The organism is Ruegeria sp. CDSA141 (assembly GCF_059612005.1).
Map to the genome: position 1 here is coordinate 76,036 of NZ_JBXWPT010000001.1, position 17,778 is coordinate 93,813.

17 protein-coding genes are annotated in these 17,778 nt (G+C 57.3%); 12 read left to right on the forward strand and 5 right to left on the reverse strand.

Translation table 11 applies throughout. The annotated features are described in order from the left end of the window. Positions 1–44: 44 nt before the first annotated feature. Both AC2FLP_RS00390 and AC2FLP_RS00395 read left to right on the forward strand, forming a co-directional pair. Positions 45–785, forward strand: coding sequence for a YebC/PmpR family DNA-binding transcriptional regulator (locus tag AC2FLP_RS00390; RefSeq protein ID WP_117868259.1), 741 nt, complete (start codon positions 45–47; stop codon positions 783–785). Between the two features lie 147 nt (positions 786–932). Further along, positions 933–2,213 (forward strand): MFS transporter, encoded by a 1,281-nt coding sequence (locus tag AC2FLP_RS00395; protein WP_117868260.1) that lies wholly within the window; start codon positions 933–935, stop codon positions 2,211–2,213. 11 nt (positions 2,214–2,224) lie between these two features. Here AC2FLP_RS00395 and AC2FLP_RS00400 read toward each other — a convergent pair whose 3' ends face one another. Continuing rightward, positions 2,225–2,914: a nitroreductase family protein gene (locus AC2FLP_RS00400; protein ID WP_496681486.1), complete on the reverse strand. Its 690-nt coding sequence runs from the start codon at positions 2,912–2,914 to the stop codon at positions 2,225–2,227. Between the two features lie 26 nt (positions 2,915–2,940). Continuing rightward, positions 2,941–3,834, reverse strand: coding sequence for a LysR family transcriptional regulator ArgP (locus tag AC2FLP_RS00405; RefSeq protein WP_299894946.1), 894 nt, complete (start codon positions 3,832–3,834; stop codon positions 2,941–2,943). Positions 3,835–3,921: 87 nt separating this feature from the next. Between AC2FLP_RS00405 and AC2FLP_RS00410 the strand changes: the two genes are divergently transcribed. From AC2FLP_RS00410 to AC2FLP_RS00440, 7 genes are all read left to right on the forward strand, one after another. Then, entirely contained in the window at positions 3,922–4,521 is a 600-nt protein-coding gene (locus AC2FLP_RS00410) for a LysE/ArgO family amino acid transporter (RefSeq protein WP_299894943.1), read from the forward strand. 40 nt (positions 4,522–4,561) lie between these two features. Beyond that, complete coding sequence (locus tag AC2FLP_RS00415) at positions 4,562–5,470, forward strand: DMT family transporter (protein WP_299894940.1); 909 nt, start codon at positions 4,562–4,564, stop codon at positions 5,468–5,470. An 87-nt stretch (positions 5,471–5,557) separates the two neighbouring features. Next, positions 5,558–6,130 carry a choline-binding transcriptional repressor BetI gene (gene betI / locus AC2FLP_RS00420; protein ID WP_117868265.1) on the forward strand — a complete coding sequence of 191 codons (573 nt, stop codon included), beginning with the start codon at positions 5,558–5,560 and terminating at the stop codon, positions 6,128–6,130. Continuing rightward, complete coding sequence (gene betC / locus AC2FLP_RS00425) at positions 6,127–7,635, forward strand: choline-sulfatase (protein WP_496681482.1); 1,509 nt, start codon at positions 6,127–6,129, stop codon at positions 7,633–7,635. The genes betI and betC overlap by 4 nt, the downstream gene beginning before the upstream one ends. 67 nt (positions 7,636–7,702) lie before the next feature. Next, positions 7,703–9,361, forward strand: coding sequence for a choline dehydrogenase (gene betA / locus AC2FLP_RS00430; protein WP_496681479.1), 1,659 nt, complete (start codon positions 7,703–7,705; stop codon positions 9,359–9,361). 88 nt (positions 9,362–9,449) lie between these two features. Next, positions 9,450–10,064, forward strand: coding sequence for a thermonuclease family protein (locus tag AC2FLP_RS00435; RefSeq protein ID WP_496681477.1), 615 nt, complete (start codon positions 9,450–9,452; stop codon positions 10,062–10,064). A gap of 100 nt (positions 10,065–10,164) precedes the next feature. Beyond that, a complete protein-coding gene (locus tag AC2FLP_RS00440) occupies positions 10,165–10,404 on the forward strand; it encodes an HP1242/YdcH family protein (RefSeq protein ID WP_496681475.1) in 240 nt (79 codons plus the stop codon). A 76-nt stretch (positions 10,405–10,480) separates the two neighbouring features. Here AC2FLP_RS00440 and AC2FLP_RS00445 read toward each other — a convergent pair whose 3' ends face one another. Both AC2FLP_RS00445 and AC2FLP_RS00450 read right to left on the reverse strand, forming a co-directional pair. Then, positions 10,481–11,881 (reverse strand): helix-turn-helix domain-containing protein, encoded by a 1,401-nt coding sequence (locus AC2FLP_RS00445; RefSeq protein ID WP_299894925.1) that lies wholly within the window; start codon positions 11,879–11,881, stop codon positions 10,481–10,483. Between the two features lie 63 nt (positions 11,882–11,944). Next, positions 11,945–13,150: a multidrug effflux MFS transporter gene (locus AC2FLP_RS00450; protein ID WP_299894922.1), complete on the reverse strand. Its 1,206-nt coding sequence runs from the start codon at positions 13,148–13,150 to the stop codon at positions 11,945–11,947. 183 nt (positions 13,151–13,333) lie between these two features. Here AC2FLP_RS00450 and AC2FLP_RS00455 point away from each other — a divergent pair, with 183 nt between their 5' ends. From AC2FLP_RS00455 to AC2FLP_RS00465, 3 genes are all read left to right on the forward strand, one after another. Then, positions 13,334–14,866, forward strand: coding sequence for an acyl-CoA carboxylase subunit beta (locus AC2FLP_RS00455; RefSeq protein WP_299894919.1), 1,533 nt, complete (start codon positions 13,334–13,336; stop codon positions 14,864–14,866). Between the two features lie 111 nt (positions 14,867–14,977). Further along, a complete protein-coding gene (locus AC2FLP_RS00460) occupies positions 14,978–15,463 on the forward strand; it encodes a DUF6497 family protein (protein WP_496710043.1) in 486 nt (161 codons plus the stop codon). 133 nt (positions 15,464–15,596) lie between these two features. After that, positions 15,597–15,950: a hypothetical protein gene (locus AC2FLP_RS00465; protein WP_117868273.1), complete on the forward strand. Its 354-nt coding sequence runs from the start codon at positions 15,597–15,599 to the stop codon at positions 15,948–15,950. Between the two features lie 86 nt (positions 15,951–16,036). Here the strand turns inward: AC2FLP_RS00465 and AC2FLP_RS00470 are convergent, their stop codons facing one another. Then, positions 16,037–17,188 (reverse strand): DcaP family trimeric outer membrane transporter, encoded by a 1,152-nt coding sequence (locus tag AC2FLP_RS00470; protein ID WP_496681470.1) that lies wholly within the window; start codon positions 17,186–17,188, stop codon positions 16,037–16,039. Positions 17,189–17,778: the final 590 nt, after the last annotated feature.

Genomic DNA, 17,778 nt, shown 5'->3' on the forward strand with positions numbered 1-17,778 from the left:
CTATATGAGCGCCGAACACGCAATCACGATGACGAGGACGCATTATGGCAGGCCACTCCAAATGGGCCAACATCCAGCACCGCAAGGGGCGTCAGGACGCCGCGCGGTCCAAACTGTTTTCCAAACTGTCGAAAGAAATCACCGTTGCCGCCAAGATGGGCGACCCGGATCCGGAAAAGAACCCGCGCCTGCGTCTGGCGGTGAAAGAGGCCAAGTCGAACTCGGTCCCCAAGGACGTGATTGACCGCGCGATCAAGAAATCCGTTGCAGGCGAAGGCGACGATTACGAAGAAATCCGCTATGAGGGCTACGGCCCCAACGGCGTGGCCGTGATCGTTGAAACCATGACAGACAACCGCAATCGCACCGCCTCGACTGTGCGTTCGACCTTTTCCAAGAACGGCGGCAATCTGGGTGAGACGGGCTCGGTCGGGTTCATGTTCGAACGCAAGGGCGAAGTTTTCTATCCGGCTACTGCGGGTGACGCAGACACCATTTTCGAAGCCGCAATCGAGGCCGGCGCGGAAGATGTCGAAAGTTCAGAGGATGGTCACGTAATCTGGTGTGCAGATACGGATCTGAACGAAGTTTCGAACGCGTTGGAGGCTGTGCTGGGTGAATCGGAATCCACCAAGTTGGTCTGGAAACCGACCACCACGACCGAGCTGGGTCTGGAAGACATGCAAAAGCTGATGAAACTGGTGGATGCGCTGGAAGACGATGACGACGTACAGCGTGTCACGACCAACTTCGAAGCCACTGATGAGGTGATGGCGCAGCTCTGAGCTGTTACAGAACCTGATTGTGAGACCCGGCTCAACAGACCGGGTTTTTTCGTTTTCGGACAGTTTCGAAGAGGTGTTGGCTGAACCCTTCGAAACGCTTAGGCTGGTACAACTTGGAAGTTCTGGGACGATGCCACCGAAAGATCCATGACGGATGTGACTGCTGATAAGACCAAGCGAAACGTGCCGGTTCTTGCTGGGCAGAGTATCGTGTCTCAGGTTGCGTGGACTCTGGGCAGCCCATCGGTGGTTTTGCCATTTCTGGCCGTGTCATTCGAATTGCCGATGTTCGTGGCGGGCGCGCTGGTTTCGGTGCGGATGATTGGCAGCATGATTTCCGACTTTTTCCTGGCGCAACCCATAGCGGCGAAATCGCAAAAGAAGCGCGCCATTGCTCTGACCGAAGCCGTTATCGGTGCCTGTCTTGTTCTGGCGATGGTGGCTGCCGCGACCGGGAACGTTCCGTTGATCGCAGTGGTTTTCGTGGCGGTCTTTTTCGTGATCGGCCTGGTGGATGAAGTTCAGAACCTGATGCTCACCGATCTGTTGGGCGATCATGTCCACTCGCGTTCGCGCATGGTCATGCATTACCTGCAACTTGGGGGCGGGGGCCTTTGTGCCATCGGTCTAGCCCTGTTGGTGCATCAGATCACCAAGGAAAACCCACCTTTTTCACGCCATTCAACCATGATCGGCGTATCGGTTGCGTTTTTCATGCTTTCAGGAGTTTTGATGCTGGCAATGACAGAGAATACCCGCTCTGCGGAACCGGTAAAAAAGACTGGAACCAAACCCAAGCTGTCGTTCACGGCCAATGCCCGGGGTATCCTTGGCATGTTCGAATACACCTGGTTTCGGCGTTACATGGTTATGCGTATACCTTTGGTGGCTGTGTCGCTATCCGTCCCGTTCTTCGCGCTGATAGCGGCAGAGGCGCATCATGGCTCGGCCAGGGGTCTGACCGCGATGATTGTTTCATCTGCTTCGGGCTATCTTGTCTCGGGGCCGTTGTGGCAGGTCGTGAATATGAAATCTCATCGTGCCGTCATGGTGGTCGGGACACTCCTGGTCGCCGTTACCGGAGGTGTTCTGCTGGCATTCCACTACATGGGTATCGATCACGATGTACACCTGCATGCGATAGCGCTGTTTGTTGTCACCGTCGCGGTGACCGGGATCAGCAGCGTGCGCAAGCTCTATTTTCTGGACGTCGCGCCCAAAGAGCAACGCGTTCAGGGATCCGCAGCTATCAAATCGTTTACTCGATTGTTGGCGGTGCTGCTTTCGGCAGGGCTGGCCGCAGTCGCCCATATGCATGAGGTTGCCTTGGCTGTCGCGTTCATAGTCGCGGCCAGTCTGATGGCTTGCGTGACGTGCTACCTAACGATGTCGCCCGACCGGGAAGATTCTCCCCGGCCACAGAGCTAATGCAGGTACATTCAGAAGAACGAGGAAATCTCTTCCAAAGGCTTCTTTAGCTTTGCCACAGAAGGTACGGTCGCGGTTTCCGAGGGATGACCAACTGCGATGATCATGGTTGGTTTCTCTGATGCGGGCCGGTCCAGTGCGTCGTTCAGAAAGCGCATCGGGTTCGGGGTATGGGTCAGGGTGCTGAGGCCGGCGTGATGTAGCGCGGTCAACAGAAAGCCGGTGGCAATGTTCACACTCTCGGGCACGTAGTAATTCTTGTACCGCGTCCCGTCTTCGAATTGCCCCCAGCGTTGGGCAAAGACCACGATCAGCCACGGGGCGGTGGTCAGGTGCTCTTTGACCGCGTTGGTCCCGATGGGTTCCAACGCCTTGATCCATTCATCGCCCGCCCCTCCCGCATAGAACCGGCGCTCTTCTTCTTCGGCTTCCTCGCGGATGCGCAGTTTCAGCTTTGGGTCCGAGATGGCAGCAAAGTGCCAGGGTTGATGGTTTGCACCTGACGGCGCTGTTCCCGCGGTGCGCAGGCAGGTTTCGATCACATCGCGAGCCACCGGGCGAGTGGAGAAATCCCGAACGGTATGTCGCCGGCGCATCTTTTCAAAAAAAGCCACGGCCGCGCCCAGCATGTCTGCATCACTGATCTCGCATCGGTCGGGCAGGGGAATGGGGTCATAACTGAGGGCGTCGCGTGAGAGCATTGGTTCCTCCGATCGAATGAGTCTGACTATTTGCCTTGCGACGGGAGCAAAACCCGTTGCGCAGCATGCTGGACCGCTTGTGTAAGGGGTTTGAGCGCTGGCGCAAGAACCCGTCCGACCTGCCAGCTAAGGGCGACGTCCAGTGGCGCATTGGGAACGATAGGGCGCAACTGTCCACGCTCCATGGCGTTTTGCACAAGGGCTGCCGGGTTCATGCCCCAGCCAATCCCGGCGATCGCGGCATCAACGAACCCTTGAGAAGATGGCAGGAAGTGCGAAGGCGGTGAAAGACGACTGCCGGTGCGATGTGCGATCCACGCTTTTTGCAGGCCGTCTTTCCTGTTGAAGACAAGGCAAGGTGCTTTGCTGAGCGTCTTCTCGGTCACGCCGTCCTTGAACCACGCATTGATAAAGTCCGGGCTGGAGGTTGGCAGATACCTCAACACGCCCAGTTCAATCGCGTCACAACCGCTTATGGTTTGTCCGCCGACGGTGACGGCGGCGCTGACCTCGCCTCGCCTCAGCCAGTCTGCCGAATGGTCCTGATCGTCGATCACAAGGTCGAACAGCATGTCGGGAACACGCGCCATCGCGTCAATGAACCAGGTCGCCAGAATGTCGGCGGGAACCGCAATGCGAACCCGCGCGGACCCGGGTTCTTGTACCAGCGCCAATTCACGGGCCAGTTGCGCCTCCAGCAGCCCGACATCTTCGGCGTATCGCGCGATGCGCTGACCTGCCGGCGTTCCGGTGCAAGGGGTTCCCCGATGTATGAGCGAGGCACCCACCCGATCCTCTAGCGCCTTTATCCGCTGGGATATCGCTGACGGGGTCACGGCCAGTTCCGCCGCCGCTGCATCAAAACTGCCATGGCGCAGAATGGCTGACAAAGCGGCCAATTGGTGAGGGTCCAGCAACATTAGCAGAGCTTAACCAAGGGAAACATCTTTAATTTGATAGATCGTATCGCGGCCATTAGTCAACGCAATGGCAACGCAGGAGATACCATGCCTACATCCGTGATCGCCGGTTTTGCGCTGGGTTTCAGCCTGATCCTCGCCATCGGGGCGCAGAACGCCTTTATTCTGAGGCAGGGCTTGCGGCGCGAGCACGTTTTTATTCTGTGCCTGACTTGTGCAGTGTCTGATGCCATTCTGATAGGAGCGGGCGTGGCAGGTTTTGGCACTCTGGCACAGGCTGCACCCTGGTTTGAGGCTGTGATGCGATACGGAGGGGCGGCATTTCTGATTTGGTACGGCGCGCGCAGCCTCCGGTCGTCCTGGCTGGGTGGTTCGGTGATGGAAATCGGCAATGGTGAGCGAACCAGCCTCAAGGCTGCGCTGCTGACGGTATTCGCGTTCACCTGGCTGAATCCGCATGTGTATCTGGATACGGTCGTGCTCATCGGCTCGATCTCGGCCCAATATGACGACCGGCTGGGTTTCGCCCTTGGCGCGATGACATCCAGCTTCGTGTTCTTCTTTTCGCTTGGTTACGGCGCGGGTATTCTGTCCCCGGTTTTTGCGCGTCCCCGGGCGTGGCAGGTTCTGGACGCCGGGATCGGCGTGGTCATGTTGGGTATCGCACTGAAACTTGTTATCATGTGAAGGGTTGTTCCCGGTTGGATTTCGGTGTTCAACCTAAACCATGTCAACACTCGCCGTATCGTCTCGCCCGCTTGCCGGAATGTTCTGGATGTTTGCCGCCGGCTTGTCCTTTGTTGTGATGACCGCGCTGGTGAAGTCGCTGGGAACATCGATGAATTCCATCCAGGCCGCCTTTCTGCGGTATGTGCTGGGTTTGGTGTTTCTTTTGCCAGCTATGCGGTCGATCATGGCGACACATCTGACACCCCGCCTGTTGACGCTGTTCGGTTTGCGAGGGGTCGTGCATGCGGTTGCGGTCATGCTCTGGTTCTTTGCCATGACACAGATACCATTGGCCGAGGTCACAGCTATGAATTACATGACGCCGGTTTACGTCACCCTGGGGGCAGCCCTGTTTCTGGGCGAAAAGCTGGCCTTTCGCCGGATTGCGGCGATTCTGGTCGCTCTGGGTGGCGTCCTGATCATTCTGCGACCAGGGTTTCGCGAAGTGTCACCGGGTCATCTGGCCATGCTGGGAACGGCCCTGACGCTGGGGGGGTCGTATTTGTTGGCCAAGATTCTGGTGCGTGATGTACCGCCATCCGTCGTCGTGGCGCATCTGTCGATCTGGGTGACCGTTGCCCTGATACCTTTTGCGATTGCCGTTTGGACGCAGCCAAGCCTGCGGGATCTCGGGGTTCTTTTTCTGGTGGCCAGCTTTGCGACAGCTGGGCACTATTTCATGACCTTGGCGCTTCAGGCGGCACCGGTGGCCGTTACACAGCCAGTAACGTTTCTTCAGCTGATATGGGCCACGATCTTGGGCGCTGCAGTGTTCCATGAAAGCGTTGACGTGTGGGTTGTCGCGGGCGGCACACTGATCCTTGCCGCCGTAAGCTTTATCTCATGGCGCGAATTCGTGCTGAACCGCAGGGACTTGACGCCTCCGAGTATTGCGCCGAAGCTGTAACGACACTGCTCCCCGATTTTTCATTAATTGACGAGTCAATAAAAACCCCCTAGCGTGGTCCCGTGACGCCTGCTCAAGGGGAGAACGATGCCAAAAGTCGGAATGGAGCCAATCCGCCGGGATGCGATTGTTCGTGCGACAATCGCTGAATTGGGCGTGAAGAAATCCCTTGATGTAACAGTCAGTCAGATTGCCAAGCGTGCGGGCATGTCCAGCGCTCTGGCGCACCACTACTTCGGCGGCAAGGATCAGATCTTTCTGGCTGCAATGCGGCAGATCCTGTCGGACTTCGGCAAAGAGGCGCGGGGCGAACTGAAAGCAGCCGCGCCGGACGACAGGGCGCAGGCAATTGTCAGGGCGTGTTTTGCGCCCTCTTGTTTCACACCCGATGTGATTGCGGCCTGGATGACCTTCTACGTGCTGGCTCAGACCAATGATGACGCTCTGCGCCTGTGGCAGATCTATCAGGCTCGCATCAAATCCAACCTGACCGACGCCCTGCGGCACAAGTTGGCCGACCCTCAGGAGGCGGCCGAGAACATGGTTGCCCTGATTGACGGTCTGTACATCCGGGCCGCACTCAGCGCCCCTGAAGAACCGCAACTGGCCGTGAACCACGCGATGCGTGTGCTCAACACTCTGCTCGAGGCTGAAAAATGACAAAACCGAACATTCTGATCCTGATGGTGGATCAGCTCAACGGGACTCTCTTTCCAGACGGTCCCGCTGACTGGCTTCACGCTCCGAACCTGAAGAAACTGGCAGAACGGTCAACCCGGTTTGCCAATGCGTACACGGCGTCGCCCTTATGCGCGCCAGGGCGGGCCAGCTTCATGTCCGGTCAATTGCCTTCGCGCACAGGCGTCTATGACAACGCAGCCGAGTTTCGCAGCGATATCCCCACATACGCACATCACCTGCGTCGGGCCGGGTATTACACCTGTTTGTCCGGAAAGATGCATTTCGTAGGCCCTGACCAGATGCACGGGTTCGAGGATCGCCTGACCACAGACATTTACCCGGCCGATTTTGGGTGGACCCCGGACTACCGCAAGCCGGGGGAACGGATCGACTGGTGGTATCACAACATGGGGTCCGTCACCGGCGCGGGCATTGCCGAGATTTCCAACCAGATGGAATATGACGACGAGGTCGCCTACAATGCCAAAGCCAAGCTTTATGATCTGGCACGCGGCAAGGATGACCGCCCATGGTGCGTGACCGTCAGCTTCACCCATCCGCATGACCCATACGTAGCCCGTCGCAAGTACTGGGATCTGTATGAGGATTGCGAGCATCTTCTGCCCAAGGTTTCTGACATCGGCTATGACAATCAGGACCCGCACGCTCAGCGGATTTTTGATGCCAATGACTGGCGCAGTTTCGACATCACCGAAGATGATATCCGCAAGTCCCGCCGCGCCTATTTCGCCAATATCACTTATCTGGACGACAAGATCGGGGAAATCCTCGAAGTGCTGGAAACGACCCGGCAAGAGGCGATCATCCTGTTCGTTTCGGATCACGGAGACATGCTGGGCGAACGGGGCTTGTGGTTCAAAATGAACTTCTACGAGGGTTCGGCGCGGGTGCCGCTGATGATCGCATCGCCTGATCTGCCTGCCGGGCGGATCGATACACCGGTTTCAACAATCGACGTGACACCAACCCTGGGGGCCCTGGCAGGTGTAGACATGGCCGAGATCGCCCCCTGGACCGACGGCGAAAACCTCGTGCCACTGGCGAAAGGCGTAGAACGAACCGCGCCAGTCGCCATGGAATACGCGGCCGAGGCATCCTACGCGCCGCTGGTCTCGGTGCGATATGGCAAGTGGAAGTACAACCGCTGTGCATTGGACCCTGATCAGTTGTTTGATCTTGAAGCCGACCCGCACGAACTGACCAATCTGGCAGACAACCCCGAACACGCGGGCACGCTGCAAACTCTGCGTGCCAAATCCGAGGCCCGTTGGGATCTGGATCACTTCGACGCCGACGTCCGCGCCAGCCAGGCGCGGCGCTGGGTTGTGTACGAAGCGCTGAGGCAGGGCGGATACTATCCGTGGGATTATCAACCGCTGCAAAAGGCGTCGGAACGCTACATGCGCAATCACATGGATCTCAACACCGTAGAGGAAAACGCCCGGTTCCCGCGCGGCGAATAACCTCTTCATATATTTGAAAATACTCCCGTCGAACATATCACGTCTCGGCGGGTCAGGAGTTGTGGAAATGGAAGCAGATTTTGTCATCGTCGGCGCAGGGTCCGCAGGCTGCGCAATGGCATATCGTCTGAGCGAGGCCGGGGCCTCGGTTCTGGTGATCGAACACGGCGGCACCGATATGGGGCCGTTCATTCAGATGCCGGCTGCACTGAGCTATCCGATGAACATGTCGCGCTATGACTGGGGCTATCAATCCGAGCCCGAGCCACACCTGAACAATCGCCGCCTGGCCTGTCCGCGCGGCAAGGTGATTGGCGGGTCTTCCTCGATCAATGGCATGGTCTATGTTCGCGGTAACGCGCGCGATTTCGATACCTGGGCGGAGATGGGGGCTGACGGGTGGTCTTATGCGGATGTTCTGCCTTATTACAAACGGATGGAGACCTGGCACGACGGTGGCCATGGGGGCGATCCGGCGTGGCGTGGCACCGACGGCCCACTGCATGTGTCGCGCGGCCCGCGCGCGAATCCTTTGTTTCAGGCCTTTGTGGACGCAGGCCAGCAGGCCGGTTACGAGGTCACAGACGACTATAACGGAGAAAAGCAGGAAGGCTTTGGCCCGATGGAGCAGACCGTCTGGAAAGGACGGCGCTGGTCTGCGGCGAATGCCTATCTGAAACCTGCGCTCAAGCGCGACAATTGCGATATCGTGCGTGGTCTTGCGTCTCGTGTTGTCATGGAAGACGGTCGCGCCATTGGGGTCGAACTGACCCGCGGCGGCAAGAAAGAAGTCATCAAGGCCCGGCGCGAAGTCGTTCTGGCGGCATCGTCTATCAACTCGCCCAAGCTGCTGATGTTGTCCGGTATCGGCCCAGCAGCGCATCTGGCCGAGCATGGGATCGACGTCGTTGCGGATCGTCCGGGGGTTGGGGCCAACCTGCAGGACCATCTGGAACTGTATATTCAACAGGCGTCGCTGCAACCTATCACGCTCTACAAACACTGGAACCTGTTCAGTAAAGGTCTGATCGGGGCGCAATGGCTGTTTACCAAAACGGGATTGGGCGCATCGAACCAGTTCGAAAGTGCGGCCTTCATCCGGTCGAAACCGGGCGTGGAATACCCTGACATTCAATACCACTTCCTGCCGATTGCGGTTCGCTATGACGGACAGGCCGCGGCCGAGGGGCACGGGTTCCAGGCGCATGTTGGTCCGATGCGGTCCCCGTCACGCGGGGCGGTCACATTGCGCTCGGCCCAAGCAGCAGACGCGCCGGTGATCAAGTTCAACTACATGAGCCATGAAGAAGATTGGGAGGACTTCCGCACTTGCATCCGGTTGACACGCGAAATCTTTGGGCAGGACGCCTTCAAACCCTACGCGGGCAAAGAAATCCAGCCTGGTGCCGCTGTCCAAACGGATGAAGAACTGAATGCGTTTATCGCGGAACATGCGGAAAGCGCCTATCACCCCTGTGGCACCTGCCGAATGGGGCGCGCGGATGACAAGAACGCGGTGGTCGATCCCGAAGGCCGTGTGATTGGTGTGGATGGGCTGCGCGTCGCGGACAGTTCGATCTTTCCACAGATCACCAATGGCAACCTGAATGCGCCGTCGATCATGGTGGGCGAAAAGGTGTCGGATTCGCTTTTGGGCAAAGATCCGTTGCCCAAAGCCAACGATCGCCCGTGGATCCACCCCGGCTGGGCAAAGGCGCAACGTTAACCTTTCCATACGGCCCCCGGTTGAATGCGCACGGAATACCGCGCATATCGGGGGCATGTTAAGGATTTGTTTAGCTTTTGTTCTTCTCATGCCAGGTCTGACCCACGCGGCGGAACGACTGACAGGCCGGGTTGATGTCATTGATGCGGATACCTGGGATGTCGGCGGCGTCCGGGTTCGGCTGCACGGCATTGATGCGCCCGAGCTGGATCAGACCTGTCAGGATTCCAACGGATCAAGCTGGCCATGCGGGGCGTGGGTCACTCATATGGTTCAGGAACAATTTCAGGGACGGATGACCACATGTGTCCCGCTGGATAGAGATCGCTACGGGCGCATCGTTGCTCGGTGCAGCGTTGAACACGAAGACGCCGCTGCCCAGATTGTAGAGCAGGGATTGGCCTTTGCGTACCGCAAATATTCGGACGCGTATGCAGGCGCCGAGCGGGTCGCGAGGATTGGAAGCAGGGGATTGCACAAGACACAGATTCGGGTGCCTTGGGTGCACAGGGCACGCAAGAAGCCGAAATCCTCTGAAACATGCCTTATCAAGGGAAATGTTTCGTCAAAGGGCGAAAAGATCTTTCACGCACCGGGCCAGAGGTACTATGCCAAGACCCGGATCAGTGCAGCCAAGGGCGAGCGATGGTTCTGCTCTGCTGCCGAAGCACGCGCCGCGGGGTGGCGTGCTACGCGACGCTGAATTCTGCAAGAATCCTGTATGAAATTGATCCGCGTCAAAGAAGGCGACGCGTCACGCTTCTACCACTGATATGCAACGACATATGAAGGAGCGAACAGAGATGTCCCACACCCCGCATGAACTGGCCGAAGAGTTTCCGGACAAGGTTGAACTGATGAGCCAGCTCAAGCAAACGGACGCGCATTTTGCCCGTCTGTCTGATGAGTATCACGAGGTCAATCGCATTGTGCATCGGGCCGAAACCAATGTCGAACCAATGGAAGAACTGGCCGAAGTTGATTTGCGCAAGAAGCGGGCAGCTCTGAAAGATGAAATCTGGGCGATTTTGTCCAAAGCTTAAAAAAACAGTGCCGGGGGCACTGTCCCTGTCCCGGTCTGGGTCGGGCTCCCCCGGCACACTTCTGGCCATGTGAAGATCAGGTGACTTCGTAGGGCAGGGTACCGCGCGTGTGGGTGTCGATGCTGAGGCGGCGTTCCAGCGGCGGGACCGAACGCTGGTGGCAGTTTTGTCGCTCGCAGATGCGGCAGGAAATGCCGATGGGCTCGTAGGCGCTGGCGTTGTTTATGTCGAGGTTGTCGGCATACACGAGCGCCGGGGCATGGCGTACCTCGCACCCCAGCGCAATTGCGTACCGTCTGACCGGCGCGCCGAATGAGCCTCCTGATTTCGACACATCCCGTGCCAGCGAGATGTAACGCACACCATCCGGTGTTTCTGCCAGTTGCCTGAGGAAATGGCCCGGCGTTTCAAAGGCCCGATGCACGTTCCAAAGGGGACAAGCGCCACCGAACCGCGCAAATTGAAGGCGCGTGGCCGAGTGCCGTTTCGTGATCGTCCCGGCCTGATCCACGCGAACGAAAAAGAACGGGATACCTTTTGCGCCGGGGCGTTGCAGCGTCGACAGTCGGTGTGCAACCTGCTCGATCGAGGCGCCGAACCGGTTGCTGAGCAGCTCCAGATCGTGGCGCTCTTCCTGAGCAGCGGTCAGAAACGCGGAATAGGGCATCAAGGAAGCGCCCGCGAAATAATTGGCAAGGCCGATCTTTGCGATGGACCGCGCCTCTTCGCTTTGGAACTTGGCAAAATCCAGAGTCGCTTCCAGCAGTTTGTCCTGACTGATCAGTGCGACTTGCAACAGCAGCTGAAACACTTGCGTTTGCGGAGCCGAGCGGGACGAAAGGCGAAGGACCTTGCTTTCGGCGTCATATGTGCGCAAGGGGGCGATGTCAGAGAACATCACTTGAATGCCGCGCTCCGTCAGGCTGTTCAAAGCAGCTTGCCGGATATTGCCCGGCCCTTCAGCGCGGTTGGCGAACAGTTCTGCCGCCCTGTCCACGGCGTCGATATAGTTGTCGCAATAGTGAAAGAAGTCCCGTACCTCCTCCCAGGGGCTGGCCTGCATACGGGCGTCTTCCCGTCCCAAGGCTTCGTCCAGAGAGGCGAGACGCTCATGTGTCTGCCGGTAGGTTTTGTGCAGCTCGATAAATGCGCGGGCCAATGCCGGGGCGTTTGATGCCGTCAGGCGTAAATCGGCGAGTGGCGGTAGAATATCCGCGAAAACCGGGTCGGCCAGAGCTTCGCGCATATCCGACACCAGCCGCTCGCTGTCACCGGTGCTGAGCTCGGTGACATCCATGCCAAACTCTTGCGCCAGAGCCAACACAACCGTCGTCGAGATCGGCCTGTTGTTGTTCTCCATCTGGTTCAGATAGGGGAGTGAAACACCCAGTTTCGCCGCGAATTCGCGTTGTGTCAGGGCCAGTCGCGTGCGCATTTCACGCAGTTTCGCGCCGGCATAGAGCTTTTGGGTGGCCATGAGGTGCCTTTGCAGGTTTCCTATTTTGGAAGACTAACTTTGCAAAGTTCTCGGGGCAAGTCGTTACAGCCCCAATTGACGCTCTCGCCGAATGACGGAACCAATTGCGAAAATCGCCAGAACTGCGGATGTGAGCATCAGCCAGAGCAAGGGCATGGCGCCGGTTTCCCGGGTCAGCAGGGTGCCTGCCAATGCACTTAGCCCGGCGCCGCCACCCAGCATGATCGCTCCGCTCAACCCCGAGGCGGTTGCCGCCAGATGCGGACGAACCGACAGTGCGCCGGAAGTTGCATTGGGGATGGCCATGCCGTTTCCGACGCCTACAAAGGTCATCAAGCTGAAAAAGCTGAGTGCGGTGCCCTGACCTGTGAGAAACAAAGATGCTGAAAGCGCAACACCCAACGCGTTAAGCAAGCTGCCCCACAGCACCATTCGGTTGATGCCAATCTGCATGGAAAAACGACCGCTAAGAAAGTTGCCAACAAAGTAGCCGACTGCGGGGGCGCCGAAATAAATGCCTACCTGCGCCGCGCTTAGTCCAAACAATTCGGTTCCGATAAAGGGTGCGCCGCCGAGATAGGCAAAGAAGGTGCCTGACGAAAAGGCGCAGGACAACGAATAGCCCCAAAAACGTGGCGATGTCAGAAGCTCGGGGTATTCCTTGAATTGCTGAACCAGGGTCTTGCCGCTTTTGGCTGATGTTTCTCCGAAATCCGCGAACGTCAAGGCAAGCGTCAAAGCCCCGATGGCAAAAGGCAGCCAGAAGTTTGCTTTCCAGCCAAAGCTTTCCTCCAGAAGTCCGCCGATCGCCGGGCCGATCATCGGAACCACGGCCATTCCCATGGTTACGTAACCGATCATGGATGCGGCCTGATCCTGATCGTACATGTCCCGGACAGCGGCACGGCTGAGAACCATGCCTACAACGACGACCGCCTGGCACATTCTGAAGGCCAGAAAGATTTCAGCGTTGGGGGCATAGATGCATCCCAGAGTAGCCAGCAGGAACAAACCAATCCCCCACAGCAGAACTGGCCTGCGACCAGCCTTGTCTGCAAGCGGTCCGATCAGGATTTGAAGAACTGCATTGACCAGAAGATACAGCGCGATCGACAGCTGCATGACCTTGTAATCGGTGCCAAAATACACTGCCATATTCGGCAGGCTGGGCAGGAACAGGTTCATGCTTAGCGCGGACAAGCCCGCGAGCAATACAAGTGTCGCCAATGTGGGTGGTGTGCGGTGAACCGCGCGAAAGCTGAACTGCATAGTTCACATGTATAGTCACGGAATTTTGGATTGCCAGCCATCCATCAATTCCATCGCAAAACTTAGCAAATTTACAGTTATCCAGATTGTTGTTGCTGAAAGTTTGCAAATTTGCCGAAAAGGGCTTTGGATAAGAAGGCCGAAAGGGTAGGGTCCCGGCAAATTTTACAAGGGATAATCGCCATGAAAGACATCCTTTCCGAGTTGGAAAACCGCCGCAACGACGCACGATTGGGTGGTGGGCAGAGGCGGATCGATGCCCAGCATGCGCGCGGAAAACTGACAGCGCGAGAGCGGATCGAGTTGCTGCTGGATGAGGGCAGCTTTGAAGAATTCGACATGTTCGTCAGCCATCGATGCACTGAATTCGGAATGGAAAATCAAAAGCCTGCCGGTGATGGCGTTGTCACGGGCTGGGGCACCATCAACGGGCGTATGGTCTATGTGTTCAGCCAGGACTTTACAGTCTTTGGTGGGTCGCTGTCCGAGACGCACGCCCAGAAGATCTGCAAGATTATGGATATGGCGGTCCAAAACGGTGCTCCGATTGTCGGAATCAACGACTCGGGCGGTGCGCGAATCCAGGAAGGTGTGGCATCTCTGGCGGGTTATGCCGAAGTGTTTCAGCGCAACATCACTGCGTCCGGCGTAGTACCACAGATCAGTGTGATCATGGGCCCATGCGCAGGAGGTGCGGTCTACAGCCCGGCGATGACCGACTTCATTTTTATGGTCAAAGACACCTCTTACATGTTCGTGACGGGCCCAGATGTGGTCAAAACCGTGACCAACGAAGTCGTCACAGCCGAGGAACTGGGCGGTGCCTCTACCCACACCAGGAAATCCTCGGTCGCCGATGCCGCGTTCGAAAACGATGTCGAGGCGCTGGCCGAAGTGCGTCGATTGGTTGATTTCCTGCCGCTCAATAACCGCGAGAAACCCCCGGTCCGCCCGTTCTTTGATGACCCTCACCGGATCGAGGCTTCGCTGGACACCTTGGTTCCGGATAATCCCAATACGCCCTACGACATGAAGGAACTCATCACCAAAATAGCGGATGAAGGTGATTTTTACGAAATTCAGGAAGATTTCGCCAAGAATATCATCACCGGCTTTGTCCGGCTGGAAGGTCAGACCGTCGGCGTCGTGGCCAACCAACCGATGGTACTGGCGGGATGTCTGGATATCGACAGTTCGCGCAAGGCGGCGCGGTTCGTACGGTTCTGCGACTGCTTTGAAATCCCGATCCTGACTCTTGTCGATGTTCCGGGCTTCCTGCCAGGTACGCAGCAGGAATACAGCGGTGTGATCAAGCACGGAGCAAAGCTGCTTTATGCATATGGTGAGGCGACTGTGCCAAAGGTCACCGTGATCACGCGCAAGGCCTATGGCGGTGCCTATGTGGTTATGGCATCCAAACACCTGCGTGGTGATTTCAACTATGCCTGGCCGACCGCCGAAATCGCGGTGATGGGTGCCAGGGGTGCAACCGAGATCATCCACCGGGCGGATCTGCATGATGCAGAAAAGACTGCACAGCATGTCGCAGATTACGAAGATAGGTTTGCGAACCCATTTGTCGCCGCCGAGCGCGGGTTTGTCGACGAGGTGATCATGCCGCACTCGACCCGCCGGCGTGTGTCCCGTGCCTTTGCCAGTTTGCGCGGCAAACAGCTTAAGAACCCTTGGAAAAAACACGACAATATTCCGCTTTGAACCATTCGGGGCGGCGTTGGTCGTCTCGGTTTGCTTGACCTTGGCAACCCAATTCCAGGCAAAGAATGCTCAAATATGCGGCGGAATTGACAAAAAGCGACAAATGGTTGAATGATCCGACCCGTCAGACATAGAACCGCGCAGGCCAAAAGCACTGCGCGCGCGATCCCGGAAGGAGGAGCCTGCCTTCGGCGGGTCCGGGATCGTGCCATGTGTCTGGTGTTGTGCGCGCTCGGCACTTCCGTTTTTGCCCAGACAGATAGTTTATTGCCGGTGCCGTCCGGTCAGCCGGTTCAGCTGAGCGATGTCCTGCTGGACAACAACCCGGGTGAGCTTTGGGTGCGTTTTCGATTTGTCGCCCCGAAAATCGGAGCATCTGTGGGGCGGATTGGCTATGATGTAGCGTCGAAGGACATGGAGCATCTGTGCCAGATTCTTGCCGTTCCCTATGTGGCTCAGCACGAATTGCAGCCATCTAGAGTTGTCATTTCCCTGTCTGATCGCCCGGTGGAATTTGGTGACAACGCTCCGGACGCGACACAGTATTTTGAAGCCTACCGGCTGGAGCAGTCCCGGTGTATCTGGGAGGGGCTTTGACCATGTACTTACGCTGTCATGTCTCCAAAGCATCTCAGACCAACGGTGCGGCTTTGGAGGTGCGCAACATGATCCCATCCCAATTCGGGTTCGAACTATTATTGTCTGCGACAAACAGCTGTGGAGTGTCGCCATGCTAAAACATCGCGGATTCCCCGGTCGTCTTTCGGGCACCGATTATCAGTTCACAATTCGGCGCGCCAATCCCAAAGGCGTTACACCGCTGACACGGCGGGAACGGTTCCGGGACCGGAAACCAGCGGACAAGCGCGCAGATATCGCGTTCATGGAAGCTTTGTGGGCCCATTTCGGCGATCAGCCATTCGAGCGGGGCAATCTGGATGCGGGGCGTCTCAGCTGGTTGTTCGGGCGCGAAGTCATTCCGGCGGAAGACCCATTTGATCCCGCAAGTTATGACGCAATGCTGGTGATCGATGTGAACGCTGCACGTGCGTCTTTTCCGGACATAATCGACGGGACAGGCTGATTGTGATTCAAACCGCCGCATATCAGCCCTTTAAGACCGGTTTCGGGATGACCCTGCCCGAAGCCGGGCAGGATCCGTGTGCGGAATCAGAAGTTCAACTGAGCGGCGAGCTGAACGCGGCTTCCGTCAAAGGTTCTGCCGGTCGGCGCGTCGTTCCGTTCGCCATAGATGTACTCGGCGCTGAGTGTCAGATCCTCAGTTGCCTTGTAAAATGCGTTGACGTGGATTGTTTCCAGCTCGGTAAACGACAGGGTTCCGGTCGAAGTCGGCAGGTCATAGTCTTCTTTTCCGTATGCAATGCCAACATTCCATTTCGGGCTCAGATCCTGCCGGAATTCGATGGTGTAGCCATCCACGTCGTTGGCCAGGCCATTCACGATGGGATCACCAAGGCCGATCAGGTACGGGCCGAGTGCCTCGCCGTTTACATAGTTGACCTGGAACAGGCCGCCCTGCCATGGGCGAACAGAGCCGGATATCGTGAACCCGGTTTGATCGACTTCGACATTGCCGGATTGCGCCTTGCCGTAGAGGCCGGACACACGCGCGACATACGTCCCGTCATTGTACTCGGCGGATGCGGTCAAAACCGGATCATCCGAATTCGAACCGCTGACATTCTCTTCGATCGAAACTGCGAAGGACGTGTTCGTTCCGAAAGAGTTGGTATAGCGAACCTGCGGAACCCGTGCGAAGGGAATACCAACAGGGCCGTTGAACTCCACCGAGGTCGGGTAGGTATCCAGCGGCATGAAGTTGGTCCAGGTCTGACCGATCAGCCAGTTGTCACCGATGGTGATATTGGCGTGGCGTACACGCAGTTCGGCTGTTCCGCCCGAACCAAACAGATCAAGTTCCAATTGCCCGCCGATATCGCCGATGCCGCTTGGGGTGGTGGTTCGCAGGCCGATCCGCGATTGGCGGACGGTGGCACCAAATGTGCCATCGGTCGCAGCCGAGGGTTCCCCGATGACATTCACGAACGCCGTATCCCCCTGATCGAAATCGAAGTCGTAGAAGAAGTCGGCCTTCACGTAGCCATAAACATCCAGAACGGTGTTACCGATGCGGAAGTCTCCGTTGGCGGGGCTGCTCTTGCCAGATTCCAGCGCCTCGACCCGGGCGCGCAAGGCGTCAAGCTCGGCTTGAGTTCCGGCATCCTGAGCAAAGCCAAGCGTGCCGGTCACACTGAGAGCAGAGGCAGCAAGCAGGAGTGCTTTTTTTCTAGTCTTCGTCATGTGGGTGTTCCTTTGAGTGCGAGTGTGCACAAGGACCGTTTCACGAGGTGCAAATCTTGGGAAATCACGAGAATGGGAAGTGAAGACTTTGATTTTTCAAGCAAATGTGTGTTTTTCACGGCGCTGAAACACGACGTCTTGAGCCGCTTGGATAACTCATTGGCGCAAGGCGGTTCTGTATGTCCAACGCTGACAGAGGGTCGTGATGCTGCAACTGCGAAACGTGCTGACAGCAGCTTGATCTGTCACGAAACCGTGACGGCAAAGCAGCTTGAAATGCCCGAGCAGTATCGAACGGGTATCGGCGCGAAGTTGCGCGGCATTTCCCGGTGTGGGCAGATTCCAGCCGAAATCCCGATTGGAAACAATACTGTGTTTGCTGGCAATATTGTGCTGTGCAAACTGGATGAGCCGTGCGGCTCTACTTTGCCTGCGCCGCACATGCACCTACTATTCCGTACCCCTTCCTTGCGCGGGCAGGCTTGTGTTCCCCACATAGTCCTGTCCGCGTTTTTCTTTTTGCTAGTAACGGACAAAAAGAGGCAAAATCCCGCACAAAATTCGCCTGCGCGTCCGTTGATATTGAATAA

What these genes read in the sequence shown, in the direction of transcription:
- AC2FLP_RS00390 (WP_117868259.1), top strand. Translation starts at nt 45, where the DNA reads ATGGCAGGCCACTCCAAATGGGCCAACATCCAGCACCGCAAGGGGCGT.
- AC2FLP_RS00395 (WP_117868260.1), top strand. Translation starts at nt 933, where the DNA reads ATGACGGATGTGACTGCTGATAAGACCAAGCGAAACGTGCCGGTTCTT.
- AC2FLP_RS00400 (WP_496681486.1), bottom strand. Translation starts at nt 2,914, where the DNA reads ATGCTCTCACGCGACGCCCTCAGTTATGACCCCATTCCCCTGCCCGAC.
- AC2FLP_RS00405 (WP_299894946.1), bottom strand. Translation starts at nt 3,834, where the DNA reads ATGTTGCTGGACCCTCACCAATTGGCCGCTTTGTCAGCCATTCTGCGC.
- AC2FLP_RS00410 (WP_299894943.1), top strand. Translation starts at nt 3,922, where the DNA reads ATGCCTACATCCGTGATCGCCGGTTTTGCGCTGGGTTTCAGCCTGATC.
- AC2FLP_RS00415 (WP_299894940.1), top strand. Translation starts at nt 4,562, where the DNA reads ATGTCAACACTCGCCGTATCGTCTCGCCCGCTTGCCGGAATGTTCTGG.
- betI (WP_117868265.1), top strand. Translation starts at nt 5,558, where the DNA reads ATGCCAAAAGTCGGAATGGAGCCAATCCGCCGGGATGCGATTGTTCGT.
- betC (WP_496681482.1), top strand. Translation starts at nt 6,127, where the DNA reads ATGACAAAACCGAACATTCTGATCCTGATGGTGGATCAGCTCAACGGG.
- betA (WP_496681479.1), top strand. Translation starts at nt 7,703, where the DNA reads ATGGAAGCAGATTTTGTCATCGTCGGCGCAGGGTCCGCAGGCTGCGCA.
- AC2FLP_RS00435 (WP_496681477.1), top strand. Translation starts at nt 9,450, where the DNA reads ATGCCAGGTCTGACCCACGCGGCGGAACGACTGACAGGCCGGGTTGAT.
- AC2FLP_RS00440 (WP_496681475.1), top strand. Translation starts at nt 10,165, where the DNA reads ATGTCCCACACCCCGCATGAACTGGCCGAAGAGTTTCCGGACAAGGTT.
- AC2FLP_RS00445 (WP_299894925.1), bottom strand. Translation starts at nt 11,881, where the DNA reads ATGGCCACCCAAAAGCTCTATGCCGGCGCGAAACTGCGTGAAATGCGC.
- AC2FLP_RS00450 (WP_299894922.1), bottom strand. Translation starts at nt 13,150, where the DNA reads ATGCAGTTCAGCTTTCGCGCGGTTCACCGCACACCACCCACATTGGCG.
- AC2FLP_RS00455 (WP_299894919.1), top strand. Translation starts at nt 13,334, where the DNA reads ATGAAAGACATCCTTTCCGAGTTGGAAAACCGCCGCAACGACGCACGA.
- AC2FLP_RS00460 (WP_496710043.1), top strand. Translation starts at nt 14,978, where the DNA reads ATGATCCGACCCGTCAGACATAGAACCGCGCAGGCCAAAAGCACTGCG.
- AC2FLP_RS00465 (WP_117868273.1), top strand. Translation starts at nt 15,597, where the DNA reads ATGCTAAAACATCGCGGATTCCCCGGTCGTCTTTCGGGCACCGATTAT.
- AC2FLP_RS00470 (WP_496681470.1), bottom strand. Translation starts at nt 17,188, where the DNA reads ATGACGAAGACTAGAAAAAAAGCACTCCTGCTTGCTGCCTCTGCTCTC.